Below are 26,200 nucleotides of genomic sequence, written 5' to 3' on the forward strand. Positions count from 1 at the left end.
CAAGCCCGCCGGATGTAGTTACGAACTAGATAGTTAATTGTGTGCCGTCATGGTCCTGTGACGGCCAACGGGTGTCAAGAGGATGCGGTGCGCCTCTTCACCGCCCGCTGCCGGGATGCTATGACTAACTCGCTAGTTCGTACATTTCGGAGTGAGGATGAGCCACGTCAGATGACCTCCTACCTGGTCGGCCTGATCGGATCCGGCATCGGCCCGTCCCTCAGCCCGGCTCTGCACGAAGGCGAGGCGCGCCATCTCGGGCTCCACTACGTCTACCGGCTCATCGACCTCGGCGACCTCGGCCTGGCCGCCGATGACGTGGGAGAGCTCGTCCGCACGGCGAGGCGGCTCGGCTACGACGGCCTCAACATCACCCACCCCTGCAAGCAGACCGTCATCCCGCACCTGGACGGCCTGTCCGGCGACGCCGCCATCCTGGGCGCCGTCAACACCGTCGTCTTCGAGGGCGAGCGCGCCATCGGCCACAACACCGACTGGACGGGCTTCGCCGAGTCGTTCGCCCGCGGCCTGCCCGCCGCCCCCACCGGCCGCGTCGTCCAATTGGGCGCGGGCGGGGCGGGGGCGGCCGTCGCCCATGCGCTGCTCACGATCGGAGCGGACGAGGTCACTGTGGTGGACGCCGTCCCGGCCCGCGCGCAGGCCCTCGCGGGGAAGCTCGCCGCACGCTTCGGTACGGGCCGCGCACACCCCGCCGGACAGGCGGACCTCGCCATGCTGCTGCCCCGAGCCGACGGCCTGGTCCACGCCACCCCGACGGGCATGGCCCAGCATCCGGGGACACCGCTGCCGGCCGATCTCCTGCACCCCGGCCTCTGGGTGGCCGACATCGTCTACCGCCCGCTGGAGACCGGCCTGCTGCGTCACGCCCGCGCGCTGGGCTGCCGCACCCTGGACGGCGGCGGCATGGTCGTCTTCCAGGCGGCGCACGCCTTCCACCTCTTCACCGGCCGGGAACCGGACGCCGAACGCATGCTCGCCCATCTGGCCGACCTCATCACCACCTGACACCCGGGAAGCCGGCGGCAGAGGCCGTGGACCGGCGCGACACGAAGGAGGACGGCATGCGCAAGTGCATCGCCACCGTCTCGGTCAGCGGCACGCTGACCGAGAAACTCGCCGCGATCGCCGCCGCTGGGTTCGACGGCGTGGAGATCTTCGAGAACGACCTGATCTCCTGCCCCCTGTCCCCGGAGCAGATCCGCGACCGCGCGGCGGGCCTCGGCCTCGGCATCGACCTCTACCAGCCGTTACGCGACTTCGAAGCGGTCGGACCGGCGACGCTGGAGCACAACCTGCGCCGGGCCGAGCGCAAGTTCCGGCTCATGGAGCGCCTCGGCGCCGGGATGCTGCTGGTGTGCTCCAGCGTGTCACCCGAGTCGGCCGACGACGACGAACTGGCCGCCGAGCACCTCCATGCCCTCGCCGAGCTCGCGGCCCGCCACGGCATCCGGGTCGCCTACGAGGCACTGGCCTGGGGACGGCACGTGAACGAGTATCTGCACGCCTGGCGCATCGTCCGGCTGGCCGGCCACCCGAACCTCGGCACCTGCCTGGACAGCTTCCACATCCTGTCGCGCGGCTCCGACCCGATCGGCATCGAGGCGATCCCGGGGGACAAGGTGTTCTTCCTCCAACTGGCGGACGCGCCGCTGCTGGCCATGGACGTGCTCCAGTGGAGCCGCCACTACCGCTGCTTCCCCGGTCAGGGCGGCTTCGACGTGGCCGGGCTGGTGCGCCACGTCCTCAACACCGGATATCAGGGCCCGCTGTCGCTGGAGGTCTTCAACGACGTCTTCCGCCAGTCCGACGCCCGCCGTACGGCCCTGGACGCGATGCGCTCGCTGATCGCCCTGGAGGAGTCCCTCGACCGTCGAGAAGCGGGACCGGTGATCCCGACGGGATTCGCCTTCACCGAGCTCACCACCGGGACGGCGGCGGCCGCGCCGACCCCGGGACCGTCCGCCGGCGACACCTTCACCCCGGCCCCCGGTGAGGCCGCCACGCTGGTCGGCTTGCTGGCGGCACTCGGCTTCGCCCGTACCGGCGCGCACCCCACCAAACCAGTCGAGATGTGGGAGCAGGGTGAGGCCCGGATCCTCCTCAACGCCACCGGAACCGGAGCGGCACTCGCCGCCATCGGCCTGGAGACCCCGGATCCCGCCGCGTCGGCCCGGCGTGCCGAAGACCTGCTGGCACCTGTACTGCCGCGCGAGCGAGCCCCGGGAGAGGCCCCACTGGAGGCGATCGCGGCGCCGGACGGCACCCAGATCTTCTTCTGCCGCAGCGGCCGGGCCGACCACCCCGACTGGACCGGCGACTTCGCCGGCGAGCCGGCACCGCCCGCACCTCCGCCGCCAGGGTGCGTCACCCGGGTGGACCACGTGGCGCTCACCCAGCCGTGGCACCACTTCGACGAGGCGTCGCTGTTCTATCGCAGCGTGCTGGGCCTGCGCCCGTTGGAGAGCATGGAGGTCCCGCAACCGTCCGGGCTCCTGCGCAGCAGGGCGATGGCCGGCCCGGACGAGGCGGTGCGGATGGTGCTGAACCAAGCGCGGGTCGGAGCCCGGCAGACGCCCTGGCAGCACGTCGCCCTGGCCTGCGACGACATCCGCGGCATCGCCCGCCGCCTGCGCGCCGAGCACCCCGGCCTGCTGCTGCCGATCCCGGGCAACTACTACGACGACCTTGAGGCCCGCCACGACGTCGGCCCGGAGATCCGGGAGCTCGGGCTGCTGTACGACAGGGACGAGCACGGAGAGTTCCTGCACCTGTACACGATCACGGTGGGCCGGATCTTCTTCGAGATCGTCGAGCGGACGGGCGGCTACCGGGGCTACGGCGCCGCCAACGCGGCCGTGCGGCTGGCCGTACAGCACGCACGCGGCCCAGGCGCGCCGTGAGCGAGCCGGTCATAGGATGAGGCGAATCGGTCCCGCCTTTCCGTGGAGCCCCATGACCTCGCAGCCCACCACCCGCCCGACCGGCGAGCGCCGGCGGGACGCCGACCGCACCAGGGCGGAGATCCTCCAGGTCGCGCAGCGGGAGTTCGCGCGGAGCGGCTACGCGGGGGCCAGGGTCGATGAGATCGCCGAGCTCACGCGCACCACCAAGCGCATGATCTACTACTACTTCGGCAGCAAGGAGAAGCTCTACGTTGCCGTGCTGGAGAAGGCCTACTTCGAGGTCCGCGCCGCCGAGCGCGCCGTGGACGTCGAGCACCTGGCGCCGGAGGAGGCGATCCGCACGCTGGCCGAGCTGACGTTCGACCACCACGACCGGCACCGCGACTTCATCAAGCTGGTCGCGATCGAGAACATCCACGAGGGCCGGCACATCCGCAAGTCCGAGGCCCTGGCCAACCTCGGCACCCCCGTGCTGGACGTCATCTCGCGCATCCTCGACGCCGGCCGGGCCGGCGGCGACTTCGTCACCGAGGCCGACGCCGTGGACGTGCACATGATGATCAGCGCGTTCTGCTTCTTCCGCGTCGCCAACCAGCACACCTTCGGCGCCCTGTTCGGCCGTGACATGACGGCGCCGGAGCACCGCGACAGGCTGCGCGCGATGGTCGGCGAGATGGTGGTGTCCTACCTGCGCGGGGGTCAGAGCCCGTAGGCCTCCAGCAGGCGCAGCCAGATCTCGCTCACGGTGGGGAAGGACGGCACCGCGTGCCACAGGCGCTCGAGCGGCACCTCGGCGGTGACCGCGATGGTCGCCGCGTGCAGGAGCTCGGCGGTGCCCTGCCCGGCGAAGGTGACACCGAGCAGCACCCGGCGATCCTCGTCGACGACCGCCTTGGCCCTGCCCTGATAGCCGTCGCCGAGCAGGTAGGCGCCGCTGACGGAGGCGAGGTCGTACTCCACCGCGCGCACCCGGAACCCGTCGCGGCGGGCCGCTTCCTCGGTCCGGCCGACGGCGCAGATCTGCGGGTCGGTGAAGACGACCTGCGGCGCGCCGTAGCCGTCGGCGGTGGCGCGCAGGGCGGGCAGGTCGTCGGCGCGCCCTTGGCGCGCGCGACGATCACGTCACCACACGCCCTGGCCTGATATTTCCCCATGTGGGTGAGCAGGTTGCGGCCGTTGACGTCGCCCACCGCGTACAGCCAGCCCTCGGCCACGCCGGTCGCCCGCAGGCTGTCGTCCACCTCGACGGACTCGCCGCCGGGCAGGCCCACGCTCTCCAGCCCGAGCCCTTCGGTGGCGGGCCGCCGCCCGGTCGCGACGAGGATCTCGTCGGCCTCGACGGGCGGCCCGTCCGGCAGGTGCACGGTCACCTTCCCGCCCGGCTCGGGCCGCTCCACCCGGACGGCCTCCGTACCGGTGCGCAGGTCGATGCCGGCGGCGGCGAAGGCGCCGGCCAGCAATTCGCCCGCGAACGGCTCCATTCTCGGCAGCAGCGTGTCGCCGCGCACCAGCACGGTCGTCTGCCGGGCGCCGAGCCCGTGCATGGCCTGCGCCATCTCGCAGGCCACCACGCCGCCGCCGATCACGACCAGGCGGCCGGGCACGGACGTGACGGCGGTGACCTCATGGCTGGTCCAGGGCGCGGCCTCGCGCAGGCCGGGTGCCGGCGCGATCGCCGCGGTGCTGCCGGTGGCCAGCACGACCGCGTGCCTGGCGGTCAGCAGCCGCTGCGACCCGTCCGGTTCGGTGACCAGCACCCGCTTGGCGCCGTCCAGCCGCCCGCGCCCGCGCACGAACGTGGCGGGCACCCCCTCGATCCAGCGGACCTGCCCCGCGTCGTCGTAGTGGGACACCGCCTCGTCGCGCCGGGCGAGCACCGCGTCCACGTCGATCGGGCCGAGCGACATGCCGGGCATCCGGGCGACCTCGCCCGCCAGCTCCACCGGGCGCAGCAGCGCCTTGCTCGGGATGCACGCCCAATAGCTGCACTCGCCGCCCGCCAGCCGGTCCTCCACGATCGCCGCGGTCAGCCCGCCGCGCACGGCCCGGTCCAAGACGTTCTCGCCGGCCGGCCCGGCTCCGATCACGATGACGTCGAACACCTCGGACACCCGTACCTCCGGAATCTAGGACACCTGTGGGCAGTCTGCCATCCCCTGCCCGGCACCACGCCGTCCCACGCGCGGCCGGGCCGGATCACTCGCCGAAGCGCGACAGCCGCCCGTGCCGGCGGGCGTAGCCGAGCGCCCACGCGAACAGGCCGAGCGTGGCGGCCAGGTAGACGACGTTCAGCCCGGACGCCCAGGCCAGCCGCTCCCAGGGCACCGGCCCGCCGCTCAGGACCGTGCGCATGCCCTCGAACACGTGGGAGGCCGGCATCAGCCAGGCGACGGTCTGCAGCGGCGCGGGCAGCACCGAGACCGGGTAGAAGATCCCGGCCAGCGGCTGCGCCACGAACACCAGCGACCAGGCGATCACCTGGGCGTTCTCGCCGAACCTGAGCACCGCCGAGATGCCCACCAGCCCGAGCGACCAGCCGAACATCAGCAGCACGCCCATGAACGGCACCAGCCCCACGCCCAGGCTCGTCACCCCGAATCCGTAGAAGAGCAGCGCCAGTCCCGCCATCACGGTGATCGCGAGCACCACCTTGCCCAGCGCGAACAGCATCAGCCCCGTGAGGTACTCGCCGCTGGACAGCGGGCTGACCTGCACGTTCAGCAGGTTGCGCGACCAGACGTCCTCCAGGAACGCGATCGAGATCTCGTTGCTGGACTTCTGCAGCACCTGCCACAGCAGCACGGCCCCGATGAGGAACGACGCCACGAACGGCACCCGCTGCGTCTGCAGGAACACCGTGAGGAAGCCCCACAGCGCCAGCTCCACGGTGGGCCAGAACAGGATCTCGAACATCCTGACGGAGCTGCGCCGCAGCGCCGCGAAGTCACGCCGGACGACGCCGAGGACCCGCCTGCGCCGCGCGGCCAGGCTGAGCGGGGGAAGAGTGAGAGCCGTCATCCGCGAGCCACCTTCAAGAACACCTCTTCCAGGTCCTCGGCCCCGTAACGGCCGGCCAGCTCCGCGGCGCTGCCGGAGGCCACGATCCGCCCGCCGGCCATGAAGTGGATCCGGTGGCACATCCGCTCGACCTCGCGCATGTTGTGCGAGGTGATCAGCATCGCGCTGCCGTTCTCCTCGGCGGCCCGGGACAGCAGGCCCCGGATGCGGTCACCGGCGTCGGGGTCGAGGTTGGCGGTCGGCTCGTCGAGCACCAGCAGCCGGGGCGCGTTCAGCAGCGCCTTGGCGAGCTGCACGCGGGTGCGCTGCCCCGACGACAGGTCCATCACCCTGCGCCCGCTGAGCGGCCCCAGGTCGAACAGCTCGATCAGCTCGGCGACCCGCGCCTTCGGCCGGCGCAGCGCGTACAGCATGGCGAAGGCGTCGAGCACCTCACGGACCAGCAGCACGCCGGGCAGGTCCACGTAGCTGGCGGCGAAGTTCACCTGGCTGAGCACTTCGGTCCGGTGCCGCGCCAGGTCCAGGCCGAACACTTTGATCTGCCCGGCGTCGGGCGTGATGAGCCCGAGCAGCATGTGCAGGGTGGTCGACTTGCCGGCGCCGTTGAGTCCCAGCAGCCCGACGACCTCGCCCTCGGCGACGCTCAGGCTCAGCCCGTCGACGGCGGTGACCGTCCCGAACCGTTTCACCAACCGGATGGCGTCGAGTAGGGGCACTGGTCCAGCCTGCGGCTCCCACGTGACGGGACGCAACGGGTTTTCCCGCGGGCCGGTCGGCGAGTGACCCGGCCCGGCCGCGCGTGGCACCGCGTGCGGCCGGACCGGGTCGTCCCGTCAGCGCGGTGGGACCGCGTGCGGCCGGGCCGGATCGTCCCGTCAGTGCGTGCCGGTCAGGTCCATGGGCTTGACCTTGGGGTCGCCCTCGTCGGCGAAATAGTCGTCGCGGGTGGTCGCGTCCCCGCCGTCGGCCACCTTCATGGCCCGGAACGCCAGGGTCGCCAGCACCGCCACCACCAGGTTGACGGCCAGCGCCAGGAACCCGGCGTAGATCGTCATCGTGGTGTCGAACCCGAGGTTCGACAGCCCGAAGGCCGATCCGCCGAAGTGCGCCTTACCGCTGACCGGGTTCGGGATCAGGTAGAGCATCCACAGCCCCGCGCCGAGCCCGAGCGCCCACCCGGTGATCAGGCCGCCCCGGTGGAACCAGCGCGTGTAGAGGCCCAGCGCCACGGACGGCAGCGTCTGCAGGATGATCACTCCGCCGATGAGCTGCAGGTCGATGGAGAACTGCGGATCCAGGATGAGGATGCACAGCACCGCCCCCACCTTCACCACCAACGAGGTGATCTTGGAGACCTTGGCCTCCTGGGCGTCGGTGGCGTGCTTGTTGAGGTATTCGCGGTAGATGTTGCGGGTGAACAGGTTGGCCGCCGCGATGGACATGATCGCCGCCGGGACCAGCGCCCCGATCGCGATGGCCGCGTAGGCGACCCCGGCGAACCAGTCCGGGAACATCTGGTCGAACAGCACCGGCACGATGGTGTTGCCGTCCGGCCTGCCGTTCGCCCCCACGACCGGCTTGGTCCCGGCCGCGATGGCCATGAAGCCGAGCAGCGCGATCAGCCCGAGCAGGAAACTGTAGGCGGGCAGCGCCGACATGTTCCTCTTGATCACGTTCCGGTTCCTGGACGCCAGCACGCCGGTGAGGCTGTGCGGATACAGGAAGAGCGCCAGGGCCGAGCCGAACGCCAGCGTGATGTACTGCAGCTGGTTGCTCGCGTTCAGGGTGAGCCCGTCGCTCTGCGACGGCGAGGCGTCGAACTTCGCCTTGGCGGCGTCGAAGATGGACTCCCAGCCGCCCAGCTGGGTCGGGATGTAGATCACGGCCGCCAGGATCACGATGTAGATGAGCGTGTCCTTGACGAACGCGATCAGCGCCGGCGCCCGCAGCCCCGACTGATAGGTGTACGCCGCCAGGATGGCGAAGGCGATGATGATCGGCAGATGCCCGGTGATCCCCATCGTCTTCAGCACCGCCTCGATGCCGACGAGCTGCAGCGCGATGTACGGCATCGTCGCCACCAGCCCGGTGATCGCCACGACCAGCGCCAGCGTCGGCGAGCCGAAGCGCGCCCGGACGAAGTCCGCAGGGGTGACGAACCCGTGCACGTGCGACACCGACCACATCCGCGTCAGCACCAGGAACACCATCGGGTAGATCACCACGGTGTACGGCAGCGCGTAGAAGCCGAGCGCGCCGGCGCCGAACACCAGCGCGGGCACGGCCACGAAGGTGTAGGCGGTGTAGAGGTCCCCGCCCACCAGGAACCAGGTGATCCAGCTGCCGAAGTTGCGGCCGCCGAGGCCCCACTCGTTGAGGCTCTCGATGTTGTCGGGCCTGCGCCAGCGGGCGGCGACGAAGCCCATGCCACTGACCAGCAGGAACAGCACGGTGAAGACGACCAGCTCGGTCGCGTGCCCGCTCACCTGGTCATCCGGTAGACGAGGGTGGTGCAGCTGACGCCCACGATGATGAAGGCGAGCTGCAGCCAGTAGAACAGCGGGAAGCCGAACAGGCGTGGCTCGTCCGAGTTGAAGAGGAACGGTAACAGGGGCAGCACGATCGGCAGGAACAGCAGCCAGTTCCACGGGCTGCGATCACTGCGTGGTTTCTGCGCGGATTCTGGGTTAGTCATTGTTTGTCTCCCAGACACACTCAGGCCAGGAGCCGAAACGACTCGGTTCCTGACTGATAGTCAGTGAATGGAGACTAACTGCGGCAAGATATATACCCCAGAGTCCCGCATATTACGGTTTGGCGTAAATTTCCTGACATGAGAGAGGGTGTCAGTAAGCGATTTGTGCGCCAGGGTAACCATGACCAGAAAGGTCGTCAGCCCGTCAAGCGGCGAGTGGTCGCCTCCCCGCGCCCAACGGTCGATCGCCCGGCCCGATGCGGAACCACCCAGAAAACATGACAGAGGATGGCCTCTTTACCGGCCAGGCTGGCCGCATGATCGCTTTGGTGGCGGGTGCGACCCGCGGCACGGGACGAGGAATAGCGGTGGCGCTGGGCGCCGCCGGCGCGACGGTCTACTGCACCGGCAGGACGACCCGCGAACAGCGCTCGGAGATGAACCGGCCGGAGACGATCGAGGAGACGGCCGAGTTGGTGACCGCCGCCGGCGGCACCGGCATCGCGGTCCAGGTCGACCACCTGGACCCGGCACAGGTCAAGGCCCTCGTCGAGCGCGTCGACCGCGAACAGGGCCGCCTCGACGTCCTGGTCAACGACATCTGGGGCGCCGAGGCGCTCTGGGAGTGGACGACGCCGGTCTGGAAACACGACCTGGACAACGGCCTGAGACTGCTCAGACTGGCCATCGACACGCACCTCATCACCAGCCACCACGCGCTGCCGCTGCTCATCCGGAACAAGGGCGGCCTGGTGGTGGAGGTGACCGACGGCACCTGGGACTTCAACGCCACCCGCTACCGCGACTCCATCTACTACGACCTGGCCAAGATGGCCGTCAACCGGCTGGCCTACGCGCAGGCGCAGGAGTTGCGCGAGCACGACGGCGCGGCGGTGGCGCTCACCCCGGGCTTCCTGCGCTCGGAGGTCATGCTGGAGCACTTCGGCGTCACCGAGGCCAACTGGCGCGAGGCCACCGCCCATCCTTCGTTCGCCGTCTCCGAGACGCCCGCCTTCGTCGGCCGCGCGGTCGCCGCCCTGGCCACCGACCCCGGCCGGATGCGCTGGTCCGGCAGGTCCGTCGACAGCGGCACGCTGGCCAAGGAGTACCGCTTCACCGACGTCGACGGCAGCAGGCCGGACGTGTGGCGCTACATCGTGGAGGTGGAGGAGACGGGCAAGCAGGCGGACCCGGCGGACTACCGCTGAGGCGGCTCGTACAGGGCGGCCATGCGGGTCGCGGCCTCGGCGACCATCGCCCGCAGCTCCGGCGGCGCCAGCACCTCCGCCTCCGGCCCGAACCCCAGCACCTGGGCGTAGGCCACCTCCATCGACTCGACACCGAGCCGTACAGTCCCGTCGGGCCGCAGGGAGGCGAGCGCGTCCGGCAGCGCGGCCGGGTCGGCGACGTGGCGCAGCAGCCGGACCCCGCGCGCGGTGAGCCGGAGCGTGATCTCGGCGCGCAGCAGCGTGCGGGTGAACGCCGCCGACTGCTCCGCCCAGAAGGCGGCCAGATCGAAGCCCGGATCGCGGGAGAAGACGTCGTCGCGCACGTCCAGGTCGCCGAACCGGTCCACCCGGAAGATCAGGAACCGGGTGCCGGAGCGGGCCGCGAGATACCAGGCGCCCGCCTTGAGGATCAGCCCGTACGGCTCCAGCGTGCGCGGCCGGTCCTTGTAGACGGCGGTGACGACCCGGTCGTTCCACACCGCCCTGGCCAGCCGGGTCAGCACGGCGGGCGGCGGGACGTCGCCGGCGAACCAGCCGGGCGCGTCCAGGTGGAAGCGCTGCGCGGCGGTCGCGGGCGCGTCACGCAGGCCGGGGGAGAGCGCGGCCGCCGCCTTGAGCCGGGCCGTCGCCGCCACCTCCTGCAACCCCATCTCGCGCAGCGCGCCGGGCACGCCCGACAGGAACAGCGCCTCGGCCTCGGCCCGGTCCAGGCCGGTCAGCCGGGTGCGGTAGCCCTCCAGCAGCCGGTAGCCGCCGCCGCGACCCCGATCGGCGTAGACGGGGACACCGGCCCCGGACAGCGCGAGCACGTCGCGGTGCACGGTCCGCTCCGACACCTCCAGCTCCGCCGCCAGCTCGGCCGCCGTCATGCCGCCCCGGCCCTGCAGCAGCAGGACCAGCGACATCAGTCGCGCGGCGCGCACAGCGGCAGCACCACCGCGGACGGGCGGCCGGGCGAGTGGAACACCTCGACGTCGGCCGGCACCATCGGCCCGCCGTCGCCGATCGGCAGGCCGGTGCCGGGATTGCGGGCGATCGTCGGGTACGCCCCCGCGGCCACGTGCAGCCGGATCCGATGGCCGCGCCCGAACCGGTGACCCACCGGCCACAACTCCACCAACACCTTCTGCACGTCCTCCAGCGTAGAGCCGGGGCCTAGTCGGCGCACACCCTCGCACACGTTCATGGACCTGCCGTCCGGGTGCACGTCGCACAGGCGCACCACCACGTCCACGTGCGGGGTGCTGGAGCGTACGAACAACTCGGCGCTGACCGGCCCGATCGCCTCCACCTCCGCGTCCAGCGCGGGCGAGGTGTAGACGAGCACGTCGCGCCGGGCCTCAAGCCGCCGCTGGTCGCGCGGCCGGGAGCCGGCCAGCAGCACCGGCCCGCCGAGCACCGGCGTCGGATGGTCCGGGTGGTAGCGGAACCGGTCGGGCTCGCTCTCCCGCGGCCCCTCCGGTCCCAGCCCGAAGCCGGACTGCAGGTGCCAGCGCCGCGGCCGCATCTCCGGCACCGGCCAGTCGGGGTAGTCGCGCCACTGCCCGGCCCCGGTCACGTACAGCCGCACCGGCTGCTCGCGCAGTCCCGAGGCGTCGCCGAGCAGGTGCGCCCGGAACCAGGCCAGCGACTCCGCCAGCGACACCCGGCCGTGCCGGGCGTCGACGTGCCACCACGGCCCGATCGTCAGGTACGGCCGCCGCCCGGCCGCGCGCAGCGCGAGATAGTCCTTGAGCTGCCACGGCAGGAACACGTCGTACCAGCCGCCGAGCATGGTGACCGCCGCCTCCACCTCACCGACCCTGGGAGAGAAGTCGCGCTTGCTCCAGTACGGCGCGGGGTCGGCGTGGTGGGCGAGCAGGTCGCGGTAGAAGGGCAGCGGCCGCCCGGCCGTGACCAGGTCGAGCTCGGCCACCGGCCGCCCGGACAGCACCGCCCGCCGGGTCACCCTGGGCGCGGTCAGCGCCGCCGTACCGCCGAACCGGCGCGACATGGAGTCCGTCAGCGTGGTCCAGCTCAGCGCCGACTCCAGCGCGAACGCCCCGCCCACGTAGGCGGCGTCCCTGAACTGCGACGCGGTGATCTGCGTGGACATCGCCTTGAGCTCGGGCCCGGCGTCGGGGGCCACGGCCCACTGCGTGTAGCCGAGGTAGGAGGGGCCGAACATGGCCAGCGAGCCGCCGTACCAGGGCTGCTCGCGCAGCCAGGCGAGGGTGGCCAGGCCGTCGTCGCGCTCGTCGCCGAACGGGTCGAGCTGCCCGCCGGAGCCGAAGCCGCCCCGGCAGCTCTGGATCACCACCTGGAAGCCGTGCCGGGCGAACCCGCGCCCGTACATGAACCCGAACAGGCCGCGCCTGCCGTAGGGGGAGCGGACGAGGATGACCGGCGCCCGCTCGGCCCCCACCGGCTCGTAACGGTCGGCCAGCAACCGCACGCCATCGGGCATCGGGACGGGCAGGTCGCGCTGAACACGAACGCGTCTCATTACCTACCAGTAACATAATCCGCGAGAAGAACGGTAGCCCGCGGGCCGGAGCCCGCCCCACTGGCGGTGGGACGGGCTCCGGAGCCGGCGGATCTAGGAGGCGGCCTTGTCGGGCCGCTCGGAGATCCTGATGGCGTTGACGAGCGTCGAGCCCTCGCGGGTGGCGAAGCGCACGTTGAGCTGCCCGTCACTGACCCGCACCGTGTACTGCCTGCTCACGGCCGTGTACGTGCCCGCCTCCAGGGCCAGGTCGAGGGCCGGGATGGCCAGCTCCCCCTCGACCAGCACGTCGAACACGCGCCGGCCGGGGCGGGTGTTCTCGATGTCGGCGAAGTCCAGCTCCACCGTGTAGACCCCGTTGGGGACGCGGTCGAAGCGGTACTCCAGCATGCCCTCGCGGGCCGTCCTGAACAGCGACTGGTCGTCGGTGCCCTTGATCGTCTTGTTCGTGCTGCCGGTGCTGCTGCTGTTGGCCACGTAGCCGTAGCCGCCGGTCTGGTACTTCTTGTCGAGGTCCCAGTTGTCCCCGGCCCCGTCCGTGACCCTGCGGCTGCCGCCGACCTCCACGGCCACCTGGTGCTTGGGCACCACGACCTTCACCGCGATCTCGATGACGGGCTGGCGGCCGCTGGCCGACCGGATGAGCAGCTTGCCGGCGCGCACCGTGCCCGCCGTCACGCCGTTGCTGGAGACGGTGATCTTCAGCGTGGTCTTCTGGTTCTTGGCCAGGGTGCCGGAGCCCGGCGCGACCTTGAGCCAGTCCGCCGACTCCGTGCTCACGGTGTAAGGCGTGGCCGAGCCGAGGTTGGTCAGCTCCAGCGTCCGGGTCCTGCTGGCGCCGGTCGGCGCCACCACGGTCACCTCGGCCACCGAGGCGGCCACCCGGCCGGTCACCAGCGCCGTGTCGACCGCGGTCAGCGTCCCGGGCGCGACCGTGACGGGCTTGGTGAAGGTGCCGTAGTGCTCCTTGGCGACCTCCACCTCGTAGTCCCCGGCCAGCACCTGGCCGGAGAACCTGCCGTCGGCCCCGGTGGTGAAGGTCCCCACCTCACCGATCTTGACGGTCGCGCCCGGCAGCGGCTCGCCGTCGTTGGCGTCGGTCACCACGCCCGTCACCAGGCCGTGCTGGCTCGCCGTGAAGGTGAGGCTCTGCCCGGTGGAGACCACCGGCTCGTTCAGGGAGTACAGCAGCGCGTCGGTGCCCGCCCGGTTCTCGATGCCGACCGTGGCGAAGGCGCCCTGGTCGCGCTCACTCTCGATGTCCTTGTAGCGGTAGCTCACCGACCCGTCCTCGCCCAGCAGGGCCGAGAACGAGATCCGCTGCGTGCTGTCGCTGAAGAACCTGACGTTGCGCCACTCGATCACGTACTGGCGGCGCGGCGCCGTGCCGACGACCCCGGTGTAGATGCCGCCCTGGTCGTCCACCACCAAGTCGTCCCAGAACGGGTAGACCGCGTGGTTGGGCGTGGCCGCCGTGGGCAGCGTGCCGTTGCCGGCGGCGGTGGACCTGTCGGCGGCGAAGCTGGCGAAGCCGTTGGTGGCGATCCACGCCCTGGTCTCGTTGGCCCCGTAGAACGGGATCGCGAACGGCAGCGTGACCTGGGCCGCTTCGTCGTCGCCGGTGAGCGCGAGCTTGTCGGTCCCGGCCACGTACGGCTCGGTGTCGCCGGCGCAGGTGTAGCCGAAGTTGTCGCCGCGCAGCGGCAGGTCGAAGTCCTTGGTCAGGTCACCGCCCACCGTCACGGACGCGGTGTCGCCGCCGGAGCAGCGCGAGGCGGGCACGACGCTGAGCTCGTAGTCGCCGTAGGGCAGGGTGAGCCGGTAGCGGCCGCCGGCGTCGGTGACGGCGCTGAGCGGGGTGCCGCCGGCCAGGATCCGGGCGCCCGCCTCGGCGGTGCCGGCCGTGGTGACCGTGCCGGACACCACGCCCGAGGCCAGCGGGGTCAGCGTCACGTCGGCGGTCGCGCTCTGCTCGGCCACGACCGTCGCGGTCGCGCTCGCCGTGGCATAGCCGAACTTCGCGGCCCTGATCTCGTACTGGCCCGGTACCAGGCGGACGAAGGTGTAGGCGCCGTCCGCGCCGGTGACGACCGTGCGGCCGGTCGGGCCGGTGATGGTGACCGTGACGCCGGCCACCGGCGCGCCGTCGGCGGTGACGACGCCCTTGAGCTCGCCCACCTCTTCCTGCGGCGCGGCCTGGACCGCGGCGAAGGTGTCGAGCCTGCCCTCGCCCCAGATGTTGTTGTCGGCGGCGGTGCCGCCACAGGCGGTGTCGGCCACGTCGATCGCGGTGACGTCGAGCAGCGGCCGGGTGGCCTCGATGTCACCGTTCAGGCTCGGCGACGCCGACCAGATGAGCGCCACGGTGGCCGCCACGTGCGGCGAGGCCATCGACGTGCCCGTGAAGGAGGCGTAGCCACCGGGCACCGAGGAGCGGACGTTCACGCCGGGGGCCGCGATGTTCGGCTTGATCTCGCCGTTCTCGCCCGCGCCCTTGCTGGAGCGCGCGTACAGGGCGTTGTTGATGTCGAAGCCGCCGGCGCTGTAGCTGGTGACGTACTGGCCGGGCGATCCGCTGCTCGTGCAGCTGGGGCCCTCGTTGCCGTTGGAGAAGGCCGGGAAGATCCCGGCGGCGACCCACGCCTCGACCGTCTCCTTGTACCAGGGGTCGAAGCCGGCGCCGCCCCAGGAGTTGTTGACGATGTCGGGCGCGAGGTCGGGGCGCGGGTTGGCGCCGGCCGCGTCCGTGGGGGCGAGGATCCACTGCCCGGCGGACAGCAGGGAGGCGTCGCTGCAGGAGTTGGCCTCGCAGCCCTTGGCCGCGATCCACTGCGCGCCCGGCGCGACGCCGATGCCGTTGGCGCCCACCATGGTGCCCATGGTGTGGGTGCCGTGGCCGTTGTTGTCGCACGGCGCGGAGGTCGGGCAGATCTGGGCCGGGTCGAACCAGTTGTAGGCGTGGCTCACCGAGCCGTCCGGGTTGTGGCCGCGGTAGTTCGCCTGCAGGTCCGGGTGGTCGAACTGCACGCCGGTGTCGATGTTGGCCACCACGATGCCCTCACCGCGGTTGCCCAGCTCGTCCCACACCCGCGGGGCGCCGACCCGGTCGATGTTCCACTCGTTCGCGTTGACCTTGTTCTCCGCCTTGCCCTGCTCGGGCTTGGGCACGCTGAGGGTGCGGACCGGCTCGATCCGCTCCACCTCGGGCCGCTCGGCGATCGCGGCCGCCACCTTGGCGTTCGCCGTCACCTTGATGGCGTTGACGATCCAGTACGGCGTGAAGTCGACGTCGTGCGACTTCAGCATCGTGCGCAGGCCCGCCTGCGAGGACTCGGCATGATCGGTCTTGGCCTCGTAGACCCGTTCGGCCTTGACCTCCTTGGAGGAGGCCCGGCGGGCGGCGGTGAGGTCGGCCCCGCCCTTGACGCGTACCCAGAAGGTGGCCTTGTCCGCGCTGTCGAGCTGCTGCTGGACGGCGGGGCTGATCTTGTCAGGGTCGGGCGCCGCGTGCGCGACGCCGTAGGGGAGGACGAGACTGAGAGTAGTGGCGGCTCCCATGAGGAGGACACGCCATCGGGGGGTGTTGAGCACAACTCTCCTTCGCGCTGAGCGGTAGAGCTGATCTTTACGCCTACGTCGAGAAGAGTGAAGAGATCGAGTTCGGAAAGCAAGTGCTTAACACAAACAAAATCTGACATTTCCTGAAACGTGATCTGGTCAACTGAAATGTCGCCATCTGTGCCATGTTGTGCTCCATGGCTGGTCAAGGCCCCTGCAGAGGTGGATCCGCACCCCTTGCTCCTCGTTGTCGATGCCGACGCCATTGTCAACTTCGGCCCTCAGCTCACAGCTCGTGAACTGCAGGTCCCGGCGCATCGGGCCGATGTCCATGACGATCGCGACCGTCCCGGACTCGGGCGGCGGACCGTACTGCCACAGCTGGTTGTGACCCGAGTAGACGCGAGGCAGACCGGCCCTTGACAGCGAGCCGTACTCGCCGTAATTGGCGGTGACGATCACAGCGCGTGACCGGTCCTCCGGCGGCAGCGAGCGCAGAATCCCGGCCACGGCGTCGTCCAGCCGGGGCCAGCCGATCGCCTCGCGGGCCACCTCGTTGATCGCCGGCACCGGCGTCCTGGCGAGCACGCCCACCGGGATCAGCGGCAGCGCGATCACCGCACAGCCCAGCGTGTTCATCGCCAGCGACACCGCGCCCGACCGGACCCGGCCGGGGCCCGCCGCCTCGACGCCCACGCAGCCCGCGGCGAACAGCAGCAGGATCAACCCGGCCGTGTAGTCGAACCGGCCGCCGCTGATGAGGGTGAGCACGGCGGTGACCGGATAGGCCACCGCCAGGGCCCGCACGCGCGTGTCCCGCCATAACCGGACGAACCCGAACGCGCCGATCACCGCCACCACCGGACCGAACAGCAGGACCTGCATCGGGACGAAGAGCGCCCGCATGCCGTCGCCCTTGTTCTCGCTCAGCTCCGCCGCCATCTCCAGCTGCGGCCAGTCGTGCGTGGCCTGGTAGACCAGGTTGGGCGCGGCCAGCGCCAGCGCGAGCAGCGCCCCGGCCCACACCCACGGGCCCGCCAGCACCCGGCGCGGTCCCACGGCCAGCAGCCCACCGGCCAGCCCGAGCACCAGCATCGCGATCAGATGCTTGTTGTAGGTGGCGAGCCCGATGACCGCGCCCGCCGCGAGCCACCAGCGCGGGTCGCGCAGCAGCGCCCGCAGGACGAACAGGATCGCCGCCGCCCACAGCGGCAGGTCGAGGCTGACCGTCAGCAGCGTGTGCCCGGCGATCATCGTGTACGCGCCGCCGGCGGTCCCCGCCGCCGTCAGCGCCTGCGCCACGCCGCGGCCGCCGAGCTCGCGCGCGATCAGCGCCATCAGGAACACCAGGACCGCGACGGACAGTGCCGGGAACACCCGGATCGCGGTGAGACTGTCGCCGAACAGCGCGAGGGCGGCCCTGGCCAGCATCGGCGTCAGCGGCGGCTGGTCGACGTAGCCCCAGTCGGGATGCGCCGCCAGCACCCGGAAGTAGAGCTCGTCGCGGTGGAATCCGTAGCCGGGGCTGAGCGCCAGCAGGACACCGAACAGCAGGACCGCGATCACTGTGACGGATCGCCATGCCAAAGGCTGCCTCATTGGGTCAAAACTAGATCCTTTGTGTCCGTCCTGTCAGTACGGCTTCCACCCGATCCCCGCCCGGCGTGTCCGCGTTGCGTGATCTTGGCCCAGCGGAGTAATCTGTGCCCCATGCGAAATCGCGCCCGGCTTCAGTGGTGGCGCCGCTTCTAGGCGGCGCGAGATTCGCATACCTCAACGGACGGCCGCCCCGGTGAAGGCGGCCTTTGTCGTGTCCGCCCCCGGGGCTCATCATTGTCGAATAGCAAAAGGGGCAGCAGTGGAGACGAGCGGATATACCACCGCCGGCGGCGTCGGCGTCGAGCGCGAAGTGCGCCAGGTGTCGGAAGACGCCCTCGAAGAGATCGTGACGTCCCTGGGCCACAGGCGCGGCGGCGCCTTCTCCTCCGGCATGGACTACCCCGGCCGCTACAGCCGATGGGCGTTCGGCTACGTCGACCCCTGCGTGGAGCTCGTCGCCAAGGGCCGCACCATCTCCGCCAGGGCGCTCAACGCGCGCGGCAGGGTCGTGCTGCCCGCCGTCTCCTCCTGCCTGCTGGCCGCCGGCAAGCCGGTCGAGGAGCCCACCGCCGACTACGTCGAGGTGCGCGTCGACGAGTCCGAGGACCTGCTCCCCGAGGAGCTGCGCAGCCGCAGGCCCACCGTCTTCACCGCGATCCGCGAGGTCATCGCCGCCTTCAAGGGCGACGACCCGCACCTGGGCCTCTACGGCGCCTTCGGCTACGACCTGGCCTTCCAGTTCGAGCCGATCAGGCAGGAGCTCACCCGCCCCGACGACCAGCGCGACCTCGTCCTGCACCTGCCCGACCGGCTCGTCGTCATCGACAGGCAGCGCGAGACCTGCGTCGACATCCGTTACGAGTTCACCGTGGACGGCGCCACCACCCGCGGCCTGGAGCGCACCGGCGAGTCCACCCCGCTCGCCGCGCCCGCGCAGCTGCCGCCGGACCCGGTCAGGGGTGACTACGCCAAGGTCGTGGCCGCGGCCAAGGAGAAGTTCAAGCGCGGCGACCTGTTCGAGGTCGTGCCCGGCCAGGTCTTCCACGCCACCTGCACCGACCCCGCCGCCTTCTACCGCAGCCTGCGCCACAGCAACCCGGCCCCGTACGAGTTCATCATCAGCCTCGGCGAGGGCGAGCACCTGGTCGGCGCCTCGCCCGAGATGTTCGTCCGGGTGAGCGGCGACCGGGTCGAGACCTGCCCCATCTCCGGCACGATCGCCCGGGGCGCCAACCCGGTCGAGGACGCCGAGGCCATCCGCACCCTGCTGACCAGCGTCAAGGAGGAGTCGGAGCTCACCATGTGCACCGACGTGGACCGCAACGACAAGTCGCGCGTCTGCGTCCCCGGCACGGTCAAGGTCATCGGCCGCCGCCAGATCGAGCTCTACTCGCGCCTGATCCACACCGTCGACCACATCGAGGGCCGGCTGCGCCCCGAGTTCGACGCCCTGGACGCCTTCCTGACCCACATGTGGGCCGTCACCGTCACCGGCGCGCCCAAGACCTGGGCCATGCAGTTCATCGAGGACCACGAGGCCACCACCCGCCGGTGGTACGGCGGCGCCATCGGCTTCATCGGCTTCGACGGCTCCATGAACACCGGGCTCACCCTGCGCACCGCCCAGGTCAAGGACGGCATCGCGACCGTGCGGGCCGGCGCCACGCTGCTGTTCGACTCCGACCCGGAGGCCGAGGAGCGCGAGACCGAGCTCAAGGCCAGCGCCCTGCTGGGCGCGCTCGCCGCCGTCAACCAGCCCGAGGCGGCGCCCGTCGCCGTGCCCAGGCGGCAGTCGGGCCAGGGCATGAAGGTGCTGCTCGTGGACCACGAGGACTCCTTCGTCAACACCCTGGCCGACTACTTCCGCCAGGAGGGCGCCGACGTGGTCACCCTGCGCCACGGCTTCCCCGCGCAGACCATCGACGAGATCGGCCCCGACCTGGTGGTGCTCTCGCCCGGCCCCGGCTGGCCGTCCGACTTCGGCATGGCGGCGCTGATCGACGAGATCTACGCCCGCGAGCTGCCGGTCTTCGGCGTCTGCCTGGGGCTGCAGGCGATGGTCGAGCAGGCCGGAGGCAGCCTGGAGCTGCTGGACTACCCCGAGCACGGCAAGCGCGGCCGGGTCGCCCGGCTGGGCGGCAGCGCGCTGCTCGACGGGCTGCCCGAGGAGTTCACCGCGGCCCGCTACCACTCGCTGCACGCCAAGCGGCCCGGGGTCGTCGGCTTCACCCCGACGGCGGTCACGCCCGACGGCAACGTGATGGCGATCGAGGACACCGCCAACCGGCGCTTCGCCGTGCAGTTCCACCCCGAGTCGATCCTCACCGCGGAGGGCGGGGCCGGCGCGCAGGTCATCGCGAACGTCCTGCGGCTTTCCCGCAGGTCCGCCTAACTCGTCGGTAAAACGTCCACGGGGCATGCGGCCAGCCTTTAGAGTCTGCCGCATGCTCCCCGTAGACCTGCCCGACACGGTGCGTGACGCCCTGCTCGCCCCGCTCGTCGACCACGCCTGCCATGGGGTGCGCCGGGACGAGCTGTCCAGGGCGCAGTTCGAGCTGCTCATCAACGAGGGGGCGAGTCCCGCGCCCCCCGGCACCACCCACTTCGACACCCCGATCGGCGCCGGCCTCCGCCGCTGGTGCGCCCCCGTGCTCGATCTGGAGCCGCACGCGCCCCCGGCCGTCTACGTGAGCCGCCGCGCCGAACTCGGCTCGGCCGAGGTCAACCGGCGTCTGCTGCGGGCGGCGGGCGTGGTGGTGTTCCTGGTGGACACCGGGGTGGAGAGCGTCGACCTGTTGTCGGCCGCCGAGATGGGGCGCGGCGGCGCGGCGGCGGCCGAGGAGATCGTCCGGGCCGAGCAGATCGAGCAGGACGTGGCCGAGACGGCTCAGGCCGCCGTCGACTACATGGACGGCCTCGGCGAGGAGCTCACCGCCAGGGCGGTGCGGGCCGTCGGGCTCAAGACGGTCGCCGCCTACCGGCTCGGCCTGGACTTCGACCCGTCCCGGCCGAGCCGCGGCTCGGTGATCGCGGCGGCCAACCGGCGGCTGTCGGACCCCAAGCGGCGGCTCGACGAGGCCGTCCTGCTGCGCCACCTGATCTGGACGGCGGTCGACGTGGCGCGGGAGCGGGGTCTGCCGATCCAGGTCCACACCGGGTTCGGCGAGTGCGAGGCGGACCCGCACCGCGCCGACCCCGCCCGGCTTGCCGGCTTCGTCCGGGCGCTCCAGCCGATGGGCGTGCCGGTGGTCCTGCTCAACGGCTACCCGTTCCAGCGCCAGGCCGCCCATCTCGCGCACGCCTTCCCGCACGTCTACCTTGACGCCGGTCCCGCGTTCGCGCACACGGGGGCGGGCTCGGCGCGGCTGATGGAGGAGTCGCTGGAGCTGGCGCCGTTCCACAAGCTGCTGTTCGGCTCCGGCGGCCGGGGCGTGGCCGAGAGCTGTCTGCTCGGCGCGGTGCACTTCAGGCGGGCCCTCGGCAAGGCGCTCAAGGCACGGCTCGACGAGGGGGAGTGGAGCGCCGCCGACGCCGCCAGAATCGCGCACATGATCGGCTCCGGTAATGCCCGCCGGATATATCGCCTTTAGCGCCCTATTTCACGGCTCGACACGCGCCACCTGCCTTTTCGGGCTTTCTGCATGTTTTGTACGGATGGAAATCGCTATTTCCGTACATTGGTAATCAAATTGTGATTTGTCTGCCAGTCAAGTCGGCTGTCATGATCGGGGCGCCAGTACTCCTACGCCACACCAGGAGGTGTCGTGTCCTGGCGTCCCAGCATTCTCACGGCCATCGCCGCGTTAGCCGCCACGCTCGCCGTACCCGGAACCGCCGCCGCGGACGACCCGCCACCCCAGGTGGAGTCCCGCGCCGGCACCGAGGCCCCCGCCGAGGTGAGCGGCCTCGCCGAGCCCGCCCGGGCGGGAGACCCCGTCCAGGCCGCCAAGACGCACCTGGAAGACCCGCGCTACCACCTGAACCCCGACGACCTGGTCCCCCTCCAGACGATCACCGACGGCGCGGACGTGACGGTCAGGTTCGCCCAGCGGCACCGGGACCTGCCGGTGTTCGGCGGCCAGTACCTGGTCCACTTCGCCGACCAGGACGGGCAGCGGGTGGTCACCGGCGCGGGCGGCCGCTTCCACACCGAGCTGAGCGTCGACCCGACCCCGACCGTCACCGCCGAGACGGCCGGCAAGCTCGCCCGCGCCCTGCTGACCAAGAACCGGATCACCCGCGAGAGCGTCGAGGCGGGCGCCGGCGAGCTCGTCGTGGTGCCGCGCGGCACCGGCGTGCTGGCCTGGCGAATCCCGCTCAAGGGCCACGACCGCGCCGCCAAGCGGCCCGTCCTGCGGGACGCGTACGTCGACGCCCGCTCCGGCGCCCCGCTGTTCGCCGTCGACAGGCTCCACTTCGAGGGCCCCGTACAGGCGACCGGCCAGGGCGCGCACGGCGAGCAGCGCACGCTCAACGCCTACCAGAACGCCGGCGACGCCTACGAGCTGCGCGACCGGGCCCGCCCGATGTGGAACGGCGCCACCGGCGAGATCCTCACCTACGACGCCGCCGGCGGCGACGTCTTCGACTACCTGGGGAGCGGCGTCCCGGACGGCACGAAACTCGCCCAGTCGCCCACCCCGGCCTTCGGCCCGCAGCACACCGACAGCGGCGCCGTGGACGCCCACTGGGGCGCCGGCCAGGTGTACGAGTACTACCGCCGGCTCGGCCGCGAAGGGCTGGACGGCGCGGGCGGCACCATGCACTCCGTCGTCAACGTCACCTACCTCGGCGAGCCGTTCGCCAACGCGTTCTGGGACGGCACCAAGATGGTCTACGGCGGGGGCGGCCCCGACTTCCACTCCTTCGCCGCCGCCCTCGACGTCGTCGGGCACGAGATGACGCACGGAGTGATCACCAACAGCGCCGACCTGGTCTACCTCGGCCAGTCGGGCGCGATGAACGAGGGCCTGGCCGACTACTTCGGCAACGCCATCGAGGTCGACACCCTCGGCATCCCCATGTCCGACCCGGAGGCGAGCCTGCTGGGCGAGGACTTCTGCAAGAACGCCACACCCGTCGAGTGCGCCACCCGCGACCTCGACGACGACCGGAACGCCGCCGAGGACTACCTCGGCGTCACCGTCGCCTCCGACGGCGGCGGCGTGCACTCCAACTCCACCATCTTCTCCGGCGCCCTGTGGGACGTCAGGGAGAAGCTCGGCGGTCCCGCGACCGACAAGGTCGTCTACAAGGCGCTGACGGAGTACATGACGCCGCTCGACGACTTCGAGGACGGCCGCCGCGCCGTCGAGTCCGCCGCCCGCGCGGCCCGGCTGCCGGCCCGCGACCGGACCACGATCGCGCGCGCCTTCGACCGGCACGGCATCAAGCCCGGCTGGGACCGGCGGATCGCCACCGACAGCCGCGTCCTGATCGACGGCCTGACCGACGCCTTCGTCAAGCCCGACGTGGCGGGGGACAGGTACGTGGTGGTGGACTCCACCTTCGACGCCACCGGGCCCACCGTCATCCGCACCGGGCGGGTGAGCGGCGGCAAGGCGGTGCGGCTGTCGGACGACGACCGGTGGAACACCGCGCCCGCGACGGACGGCCGCCGGGCCGTCTGGGTCTCCTACGACGACGCGCAGACCAGCTTCCGGATCCTGTCGCGGCCCCTCGACGGCCGCGCGCCGGCCACCGTCGTGCACGAGACCGCCCGGCTGGTGGCCTCCGTGGTGGTCTCCGGCGACGACCTCGCCTGGGAGGAGGTGAACCTGGACACCGGCGAGGCCCAGGTCTGGCTGAAGCGCGGCACGGCCGCGCCGGTCGGCGTCTCCGCCGTGGACGGCGCCCAGGGCCTGCAGCCGTCGCTCAACCGCGGCAAGCTGGCCTACCTGCGGTGGAAGGTCGAAGGCGGCGTCCCGCACAGCACCCCGGTCCTCTACGACCTGGCCACCGGCACCCGGACCGTGCTGCCCGAGGTGCCCGCCACCGGCGACGGCCCGTCCGCGTCCGCGGTGCCCGTCCTGACCTCGCGGCACCTGGTCTGGGCCGTGGACACCGACAACGACGGCACCTACGGCATCATGCGCGCCGCCGCCGACGGCACGGGCGCCACCGCGCTCGTCCCCGACGGGCCGGAGGTGGGCTTCCCCATCTGGATGGACGCCGGCGACTCGGCGGTGACCATCGGGCTCATCCCGGACTTCACCGTGGCGAACAACGCCGACCTGCCCAAGCTGTTCCAGGTTCCGCTCAACGGCGGCACGCTCCAGCGTTACTCCTGCAACCGGGGTGAGCAGTTCCTGTTCGCCGCCGGGGACGGTGAACGGGTCGTCTGGCTCGACGGCACCGCGGCCGACACCGACCTCGTCACCCGCACCCGGCCGGCCCGCCGCTGCTAGGGCGGTACGCCGGACCCGCCTGCCGCGTCCCGTGACCAGGGCGCGGCAGGCGTACGATGGCGGGCGGCCTGTTCGCAGACGGAGGGATCGACGAGTGCGTTTTCTGGACGACGTGACGGTGGAGCTGGTCAAGCACAGCGCCTCGGACCGCGATGTGCTGTGGGCGGCGCGCGTGTCCACGGCGGGCGAGCAGTCCCTGGCGGAGCTCGACAAGGACCCCGAGCGCTCCAAGGGGCTGATCAACTTTCTGATGCGCGACCGGCACGGCAGCCCGTTCGAGCACAACTCCATGACGTTCTTCGTCAGCGCGCCGATCTTCGTCTTCCGCGAGTTCCAGCGCCACCGGGTGGGCTGGTCCTACAACGAGGAGAGCGGCCGCTACCGCGAGCTCCAGTCCGCCTTCTACGTGCCCGGCCCGGAGCGCAAGCTGGTGCAGCAGGGCAAGCCGGGGCACTACGTCTTCACCGAGGGCACCCCCGAGCAGCACAAGCTCGTCACCGAGGCGATGGAGGGCGCCTACCGCCAGTCCTACGCCGCCTACCAGGAGATGCTGGAAGCGGGCGTGGCCCGTGAGGTGGCGCGCGCGGTGCTGCCGGTGGGCGTGTTCTCCACGATGTACGCCACCTGCAACGCCCGCTCGCTCATGCACTTCCTGTCCCTGCGCACCCAGCACGAGCAGGCCAGGGTGCCGTCGTTCCCGCAGCGCGAGATCGAGATGGTGGCCGAGCGGATGGAGGAGGTCTGGGCCGGGCTCATGCCCCTCACCCACGCCGCCTTCATCGCCAACGGCAGAGTCGCCCCTTAATCCCCCTGAGGAGCCGCGTGCCCGCCGCTCAGGCGAGCGCGGGCAGCACGTAGACCTCCGCGCCCGGCGGCATCGCACAGTCGAGGCCGCCGAGGCCACGGGAGTTCTCGCCGCACACGATCATGCTGATGTGCCGCCGGATGCGCCCGTACTCGTCGCGGATGCGCTCCTCCAGCAGCGGGTGGGTGCGGCGCAGCACGTCCAGGGCCGCGCCCAGGGTGGGCGGGGAGTCGCGGTCGGCGCCGACCGCGAACACCTTGACCTCGGTGCGCCCGCTGACCCACCGGCGCAGCGAGCTGGGCAGCACGAACACCACCATCATCACGGACTTGGCCATGCTCACAGCACCGCCGCGCGCACGGTCAGCACGTCGGGCAGGTGCCTGCCCACCAGCGACCAGCTCTCGCCGTCGTCCCGCGAGCCGTAGACCTCGCCGTCGCGGGTGCCGAAGAACACGCCCGCCTCGGCGGCCGTCATCGCGTCGCGCAGCACGCAGGCGTACACCGGCTCCTCGGGCAGGCCCCGGTCCAGCGGCTGCCAGGTGTCGCCGGCGTCGTCGCTGCGGTAGACGCGGTAGTGGTGCCCGACCGGGGTGCGGTCGAGGTCGGCGTGCAGCGGCAGCACGTAGACGGTGTCGGGCCTGGTGGGGTGGACCACGATGGGGAAGCCGAAGTCCGAGGGCAGCGGCGAGCCGATGTCCTGCCAGGAGGAGCCGAAGTCGTCGCTGCGGTAGACGCCGAAGTGGTGCTGCAGGAACAGCCGCTCGGGGCGGGACGGGTGCATGACCACCTTGTGCACGCACTGGCCGTATTCCGGATATTGCTGCCCTTCGGGCATGAACGGCGCGCGGATGCCCTGGTTGGCCGCCTCCCAGGACCGGCCGCCGTCGCCGGTGCGGTAGAAGCCGCCCGTCGACACCGCCACGCCCATGATCCGCGGGTCGGACGGGTGCGGGATGATCGTGTGCAGGCAGAGCCCGCCGCCGCCCGGCTCCCAGTGCTGCCGGTGCGGGTGCTCCCACAGCCCTTCGACCAGGTCGTAGGTGACGCCGCCGTCCTGTGACCGGAACAGCGCGCCCGGCTCCACCCCCGCCCAGACCACCTGCGGCTCCGACGGGGAGGGGAGGAGCTGCCAGACCCTGGCCAGGGTCGTCCCGGTCCGCTCGGGGAAGGCGACGGGCGGCCGCTCGGCCTCCTGCCAGGTCTTGCCGAGATCGTCGGAGTAGACCACCGAGGGGCCGAAGTGGCCGTACTCGATGCCGGCCAGCAGGCGGGGGGTGGTGCCGCGGGTGTCGATCGCCACCGAGTGCACCGCGACCGTGGAGAACTGGATCGGCTCGACCTCGAACGGTCCGCCACCGGACGAGCGGGCGAGGAACAGGCCCTTGCGGGTGCCGATCGCGAGCATTGCGTCAGTCATGGCATCGCTCCCATGTTCGCTTCCGGCCATCGTGCCACGCGGTGGCGGGCACCGCCGAGGA

19 protein-coding genes and 1 pseudogene are annotated in these 26,200 nt (G+C 71.5%); 8 read left to right on the plus strand and 12 right to left on the minus strand.

From position 1 onward, the window contains the following. Positions 1-171: 171 nt before the first annotated feature. The 3 genes from OHA68_RS34245 to OHA68_RS34255 are packed head-to-tail and all read left to right on the plus strand — an operon-like array spanning position 172 to position 3,636. Complete coding sequence (locus OHA68_RS34245; protein WP_327103937.1) at positions 172-1,026, plus strand: shikimate dehydrogenase; 855 nt, start codon at positions 172-174, stop codon at positions 1,024-1,026. Between the two features lie 56 nt (positions 1,027-1,082). Continuing rightward, positions 1,083-2,921 (plus strand): bifunctional sugar phosphate isomerase/epimerase/4-hydroxyphenylpyruvate dioxygenase family protein, encoded by a 1,839-nt coding sequence (locus OHA68_RS34250; RefSeq protein ID WP_327103938.1) that lies wholly within the window; start codon positions 1,083-1,085, stop codon positions 2,919-2,921. Between the two features lie 52 nt (positions 2,922-2,973). Next, positions 2,974-3,636: a TetR family transcriptional regulator gene (locus tag OHA68_RS34255; protein WP_327103939.1), complete on the plus strand. Its 663-nt coding sequence runs from the start codon at positions 2,974-2,976 to the stop codon at positions 3,634-3,636. Here OHA68_RS34255 and OHA68_RS34260 read toward each other — a convergent pair. The 6 genes and pseudogenes from OHA68_RS34260 to OHA68_RS34285 form a co-directional block, all read right to left on the minus strand. After that, on the minus strand, positions 3,624-4,010 hold the full coding sequence (locus OHA68_RS34260; protein WP_327109591.1) for a hypothetical protein: 387 nt from the start codon (positions 4,008-4,010) through the stop codon (positions 3,624-3,626). The genes OHA68_RS34255 and OHA68_RS34260 overlap by 13 nt on opposite strands. 134 nt (positions 4,011-4,144) lie before the next feature. Continuing rightward, positions 4,145-5,035, minus strand: a pseudogene (locus tag OHA68_RS34265) (FAD-dependent oxidoreductase); the annotation flags it as partial. 85 nt (positions 5,036-5,120) lie between these two features. Next, positions 5,121-5,942, minus strand: coding sequence for an ABC transporter permease (locus OHA68_RS34270; RefSeq protein WP_327103940.1), 822 nt, complete (start codon positions 5,940-5,942; stop codon positions 5,121-5,123). Beyond that, entirely contained in the window at positions 5,939-6,658 is a 720-nt protein-coding gene (locus OHA68_RS34275) for an ABC transporter ATP-binding protein (protein ID WP_327103941.1), read from the minus strand. The genes OHA68_RS34270 and OHA68_RS34275 overlap by 4 nt, the downstream gene beginning before the upstream one ends. A 159-nt stretch (positions 6,659-6,817) precedes the next feature. After that, a complete protein-coding gene (gene mctP, locus OHA68_RS34280) occupies positions 6,818-8,428 on the minus strand; it encodes a monocarboxylate uptake permease MctP (protein WP_327103942.1) in 1,611 nt (536 codons plus the stop codon). Continuing rightward, positions 8,425-8,637 carry a DUF3311 domain-containing protein gene (locus tag OHA68_RS34285; protein ID WP_189139159.1) on the minus strand — a complete coding sequence of 71 codons (213 nt, stop codon included), beginning with the start codon at positions 8,635-8,637 and terminating at the stop codon, positions 8,425-8,427. The genes mctP and OHA68_RS34285 overlap by 4 nt, the downstream gene beginning before the upstream one ends. Positions 8,638-8,954: 317 nt before the next feature. Here OHA68_RS34285 and OHA68_RS34290 point away from each other — a divergent pair, with 317 nt between their 5' ends. Further along, a complete protein-coding gene (locus OHA68_RS34290) occupies positions 8,955-9,845 on the plus strand; it encodes an SDR family oxidoreductase (protein WP_327103943.1) in 891 nt (296 codons plus the stop codon). Here the strand turns inward: OHA68_RS34290 and OHA68_RS34295 are convergent. From OHA68_RS34295 to OHA68_RS34310, 4 genes are all read right to left on the minus strand, one after another. Beyond that, complete coding sequence (locus tag OHA68_RS34295; protein ID WP_327103945.1) at positions 9,836-10,789, minus strand: helix-turn-helix transcriptional regulator; 954 nt, start codon at positions 10,787-10,789, stop codon at positions 9,836-9,838. The genes OHA68_RS34290 and OHA68_RS34295 overlap by 10 nt on opposite strands. Next, the gene (locus tag OHA68_RS34300) at positions 10,771-12,351 is read right to left on the minus strand and encodes a CocE/NonD family hydrolase (RefSeq protein WP_327103946.1); all 1,581 of its coding nucleotides are present in this window, start codon (positions 12,349-12,351) and stop codon (positions 10,771-10,773) included. Before OHA68_RS34300 ends, OHA68_RS34295 begins: the two co-directional genes overlap by 19 nt. A gap of 93 nt (positions 12,352-12,444) precedes the next feature. Further along, entirely contained in the window at positions 12,445-15,942 is a 3,498-nt protein-coding gene (locus tag OHA68_RS34305) for a S8 family serine peptidase (protein ID WP_327103947.1), read from the minus strand. 126 nt (positions 15,943-16,068) lie between these two features. Further along, complete coding sequence (locus tag OHA68_RS34310; RefSeq protein WP_327103948.1) at positions 16,069-17,496, minus strand: glycosyltransferase family 39 protein; 1,428 nt, start codon at positions 17,494-17,496, stop codon at positions 16,069-16,071. 271 nt (positions 17,497-17,767) lie between these two features. Here OHA68_RS34310 and OHA68_RS34315 point away from each other — a divergent pair, with 271 nt between their 5' ends. The 4 genes from OHA68_RS34315 (at position 17,768) to thyX (ending at position 24,720) form a co-directional block, all read left to right on the plus strand. Continuing rightward, on the plus strand, positions 17,768-19,900 hold the full coding sequence (locus OHA68_RS34315; RefSeq protein WP_189139153.1) for an anthranilate synthase component I: 2,133 nt from the start codon (positions 17,768-17,770) through the stop codon (positions 19,898-19,900). A gap of 52 nt (positions 19,901-19,952) precedes the next feature. Further along, complete coding sequence (locus OHA68_RS34320) at positions 19,953-21,098, plus strand: amidohydrolase family protein (protein ID WP_327103949.1); 1,146 nt, start codon at positions 19,953-19,955, stop codon at positions 21,096-21,098. A 174-nt stretch (positions 21,099-21,272) separates the two neighbouring features. Then, the gene (locus OHA68_RS34325; protein ID WP_327103950.1) at positions 21,273-23,915 is read left to right on the plus strand and encodes a M4 family metallopeptidase; all 2,643 of its coding nucleotides are present in this window, start codon (positions 21,273-21,275) and stop codon (positions 23,913-23,915) included. 94 nt (positions 23,916-24,009) lie between these two features. Next, complete coding sequence (gene thyX, locus OHA68_RS34330; RefSeq protein ID WP_189139150.1) at positions 24,010-24,720, plus strand: FAD-dependent thymidylate synthase; 711 nt, start codon at positions 24,010-24,012, stop codon at positions 24,718-24,720. Between the two features lie 28 nt (positions 24,721-24,748). Here the strand turns inward: thyX and OHA68_RS34335 are convergent, their stop codons facing one another. Continuing rightward, positions 24,749-25,057: a ubiquitin family protein gene (locus OHA68_RS34335; RefSeq protein WP_225277333.1), complete on the minus strand. Its 309-nt coding sequence runs from the start codon at positions 25,055-25,057 to the stop codon at positions 24,749-24,751. A gap of 2 nt (positions 25,058-25,059) precedes the next feature. Next, positions 25,060-26,139 carry a WD40/YVTN/BNR-like repeat-containing protein gene (locus OHA68_RS34340; protein ID WP_327103951.1) on the minus strand — a complete coding sequence of 360 codons (1,080 nt, stop codon included), beginning with the start codon at positions 26,137-26,139 and terminating at the stop codon, positions 25,060-25,062. Positions 26,140-26,200 lie beyond the last annotated feature (61 nt).

This window comes from Nonomuraea glycinis, assembly GCF_035920485.1.
Classification (GTDB): domain Bacteria; phylum Actinomycetota; class Actinomycetes; order Streptosporangiales; family Streptosporangiaceae; genus Nonomuraea; species Nonomuraea glycinis.

Coding starts and splice junctions, on each gene's coding strand:
- OHA68_RS34335 (WP_225277333.1), bottom strand. CDS start 25,057: ATGGCCAAGTCCGTGATGATGGTGGTGTTCGTGCTGCCCAGCTCGCTG.
- OHA68_RS34320 (WP_327103949.1), top strand. CDS start 19,953: ATGCTCCCCGTAGACCTGCCCGACACGGTGCGTGACGCCCTGCTCGCC.
- OHA68_RS34245 (WP_327103937.1), top strand. CDS start 172: ATGACCTCCTACCTGGTCGGCCTGATCGGATCCGGCATCGGCCCGTCC.
- OHA68_RS34340 (WP_327103951.1), bottom strand. CDS start 26,139: ATGACTGACGCAATGCTCGCGATCGGCACCCGCAAGGGCCTGTTCCTC.
- OHA68_RS34290 (WP_327103943.1), top strand. CDS start 8,955: ATGATCGCTTTGGTGGCGGGTGCGACCCGCGGCACGGGACGAGGAATA.
- OHA68_RS34285 (WP_189139159.1), bottom strand. CDS start 8,637: ATGACTAACCCAGAATCCGCGCAGAAACCACGCAGTGATCGCAGCCCG.
- OHA68_RS34250 (WP_327103938.1), top strand. CDS start 1,083: ATGCGCAAGTGCATCGCCACCGTCTCGGTCAGCGGCACGCTGACCGAG.
- OHA68_RS34300 (WP_327103946.1), bottom strand. CDS start 12,351: ATGAGACGCGTTCGTGTTCAGCGCGACCTGCCCGTCCCGATGCCCGAT.
- OHA68_RS34270 (WP_327103940.1), bottom strand. CDS start 5,942: ATGACGGCTCTCACTCTTCCCCCGCTCAGCCTGGCCGCGCGGCGCAGG.
- OHA68_RS34255 (WP_327103939.1), top strand. CDS start 2,974: ATGACCTCGCAGCCCACCACCCGCCCGACCGGCGAGCGCCGGCGGGAC.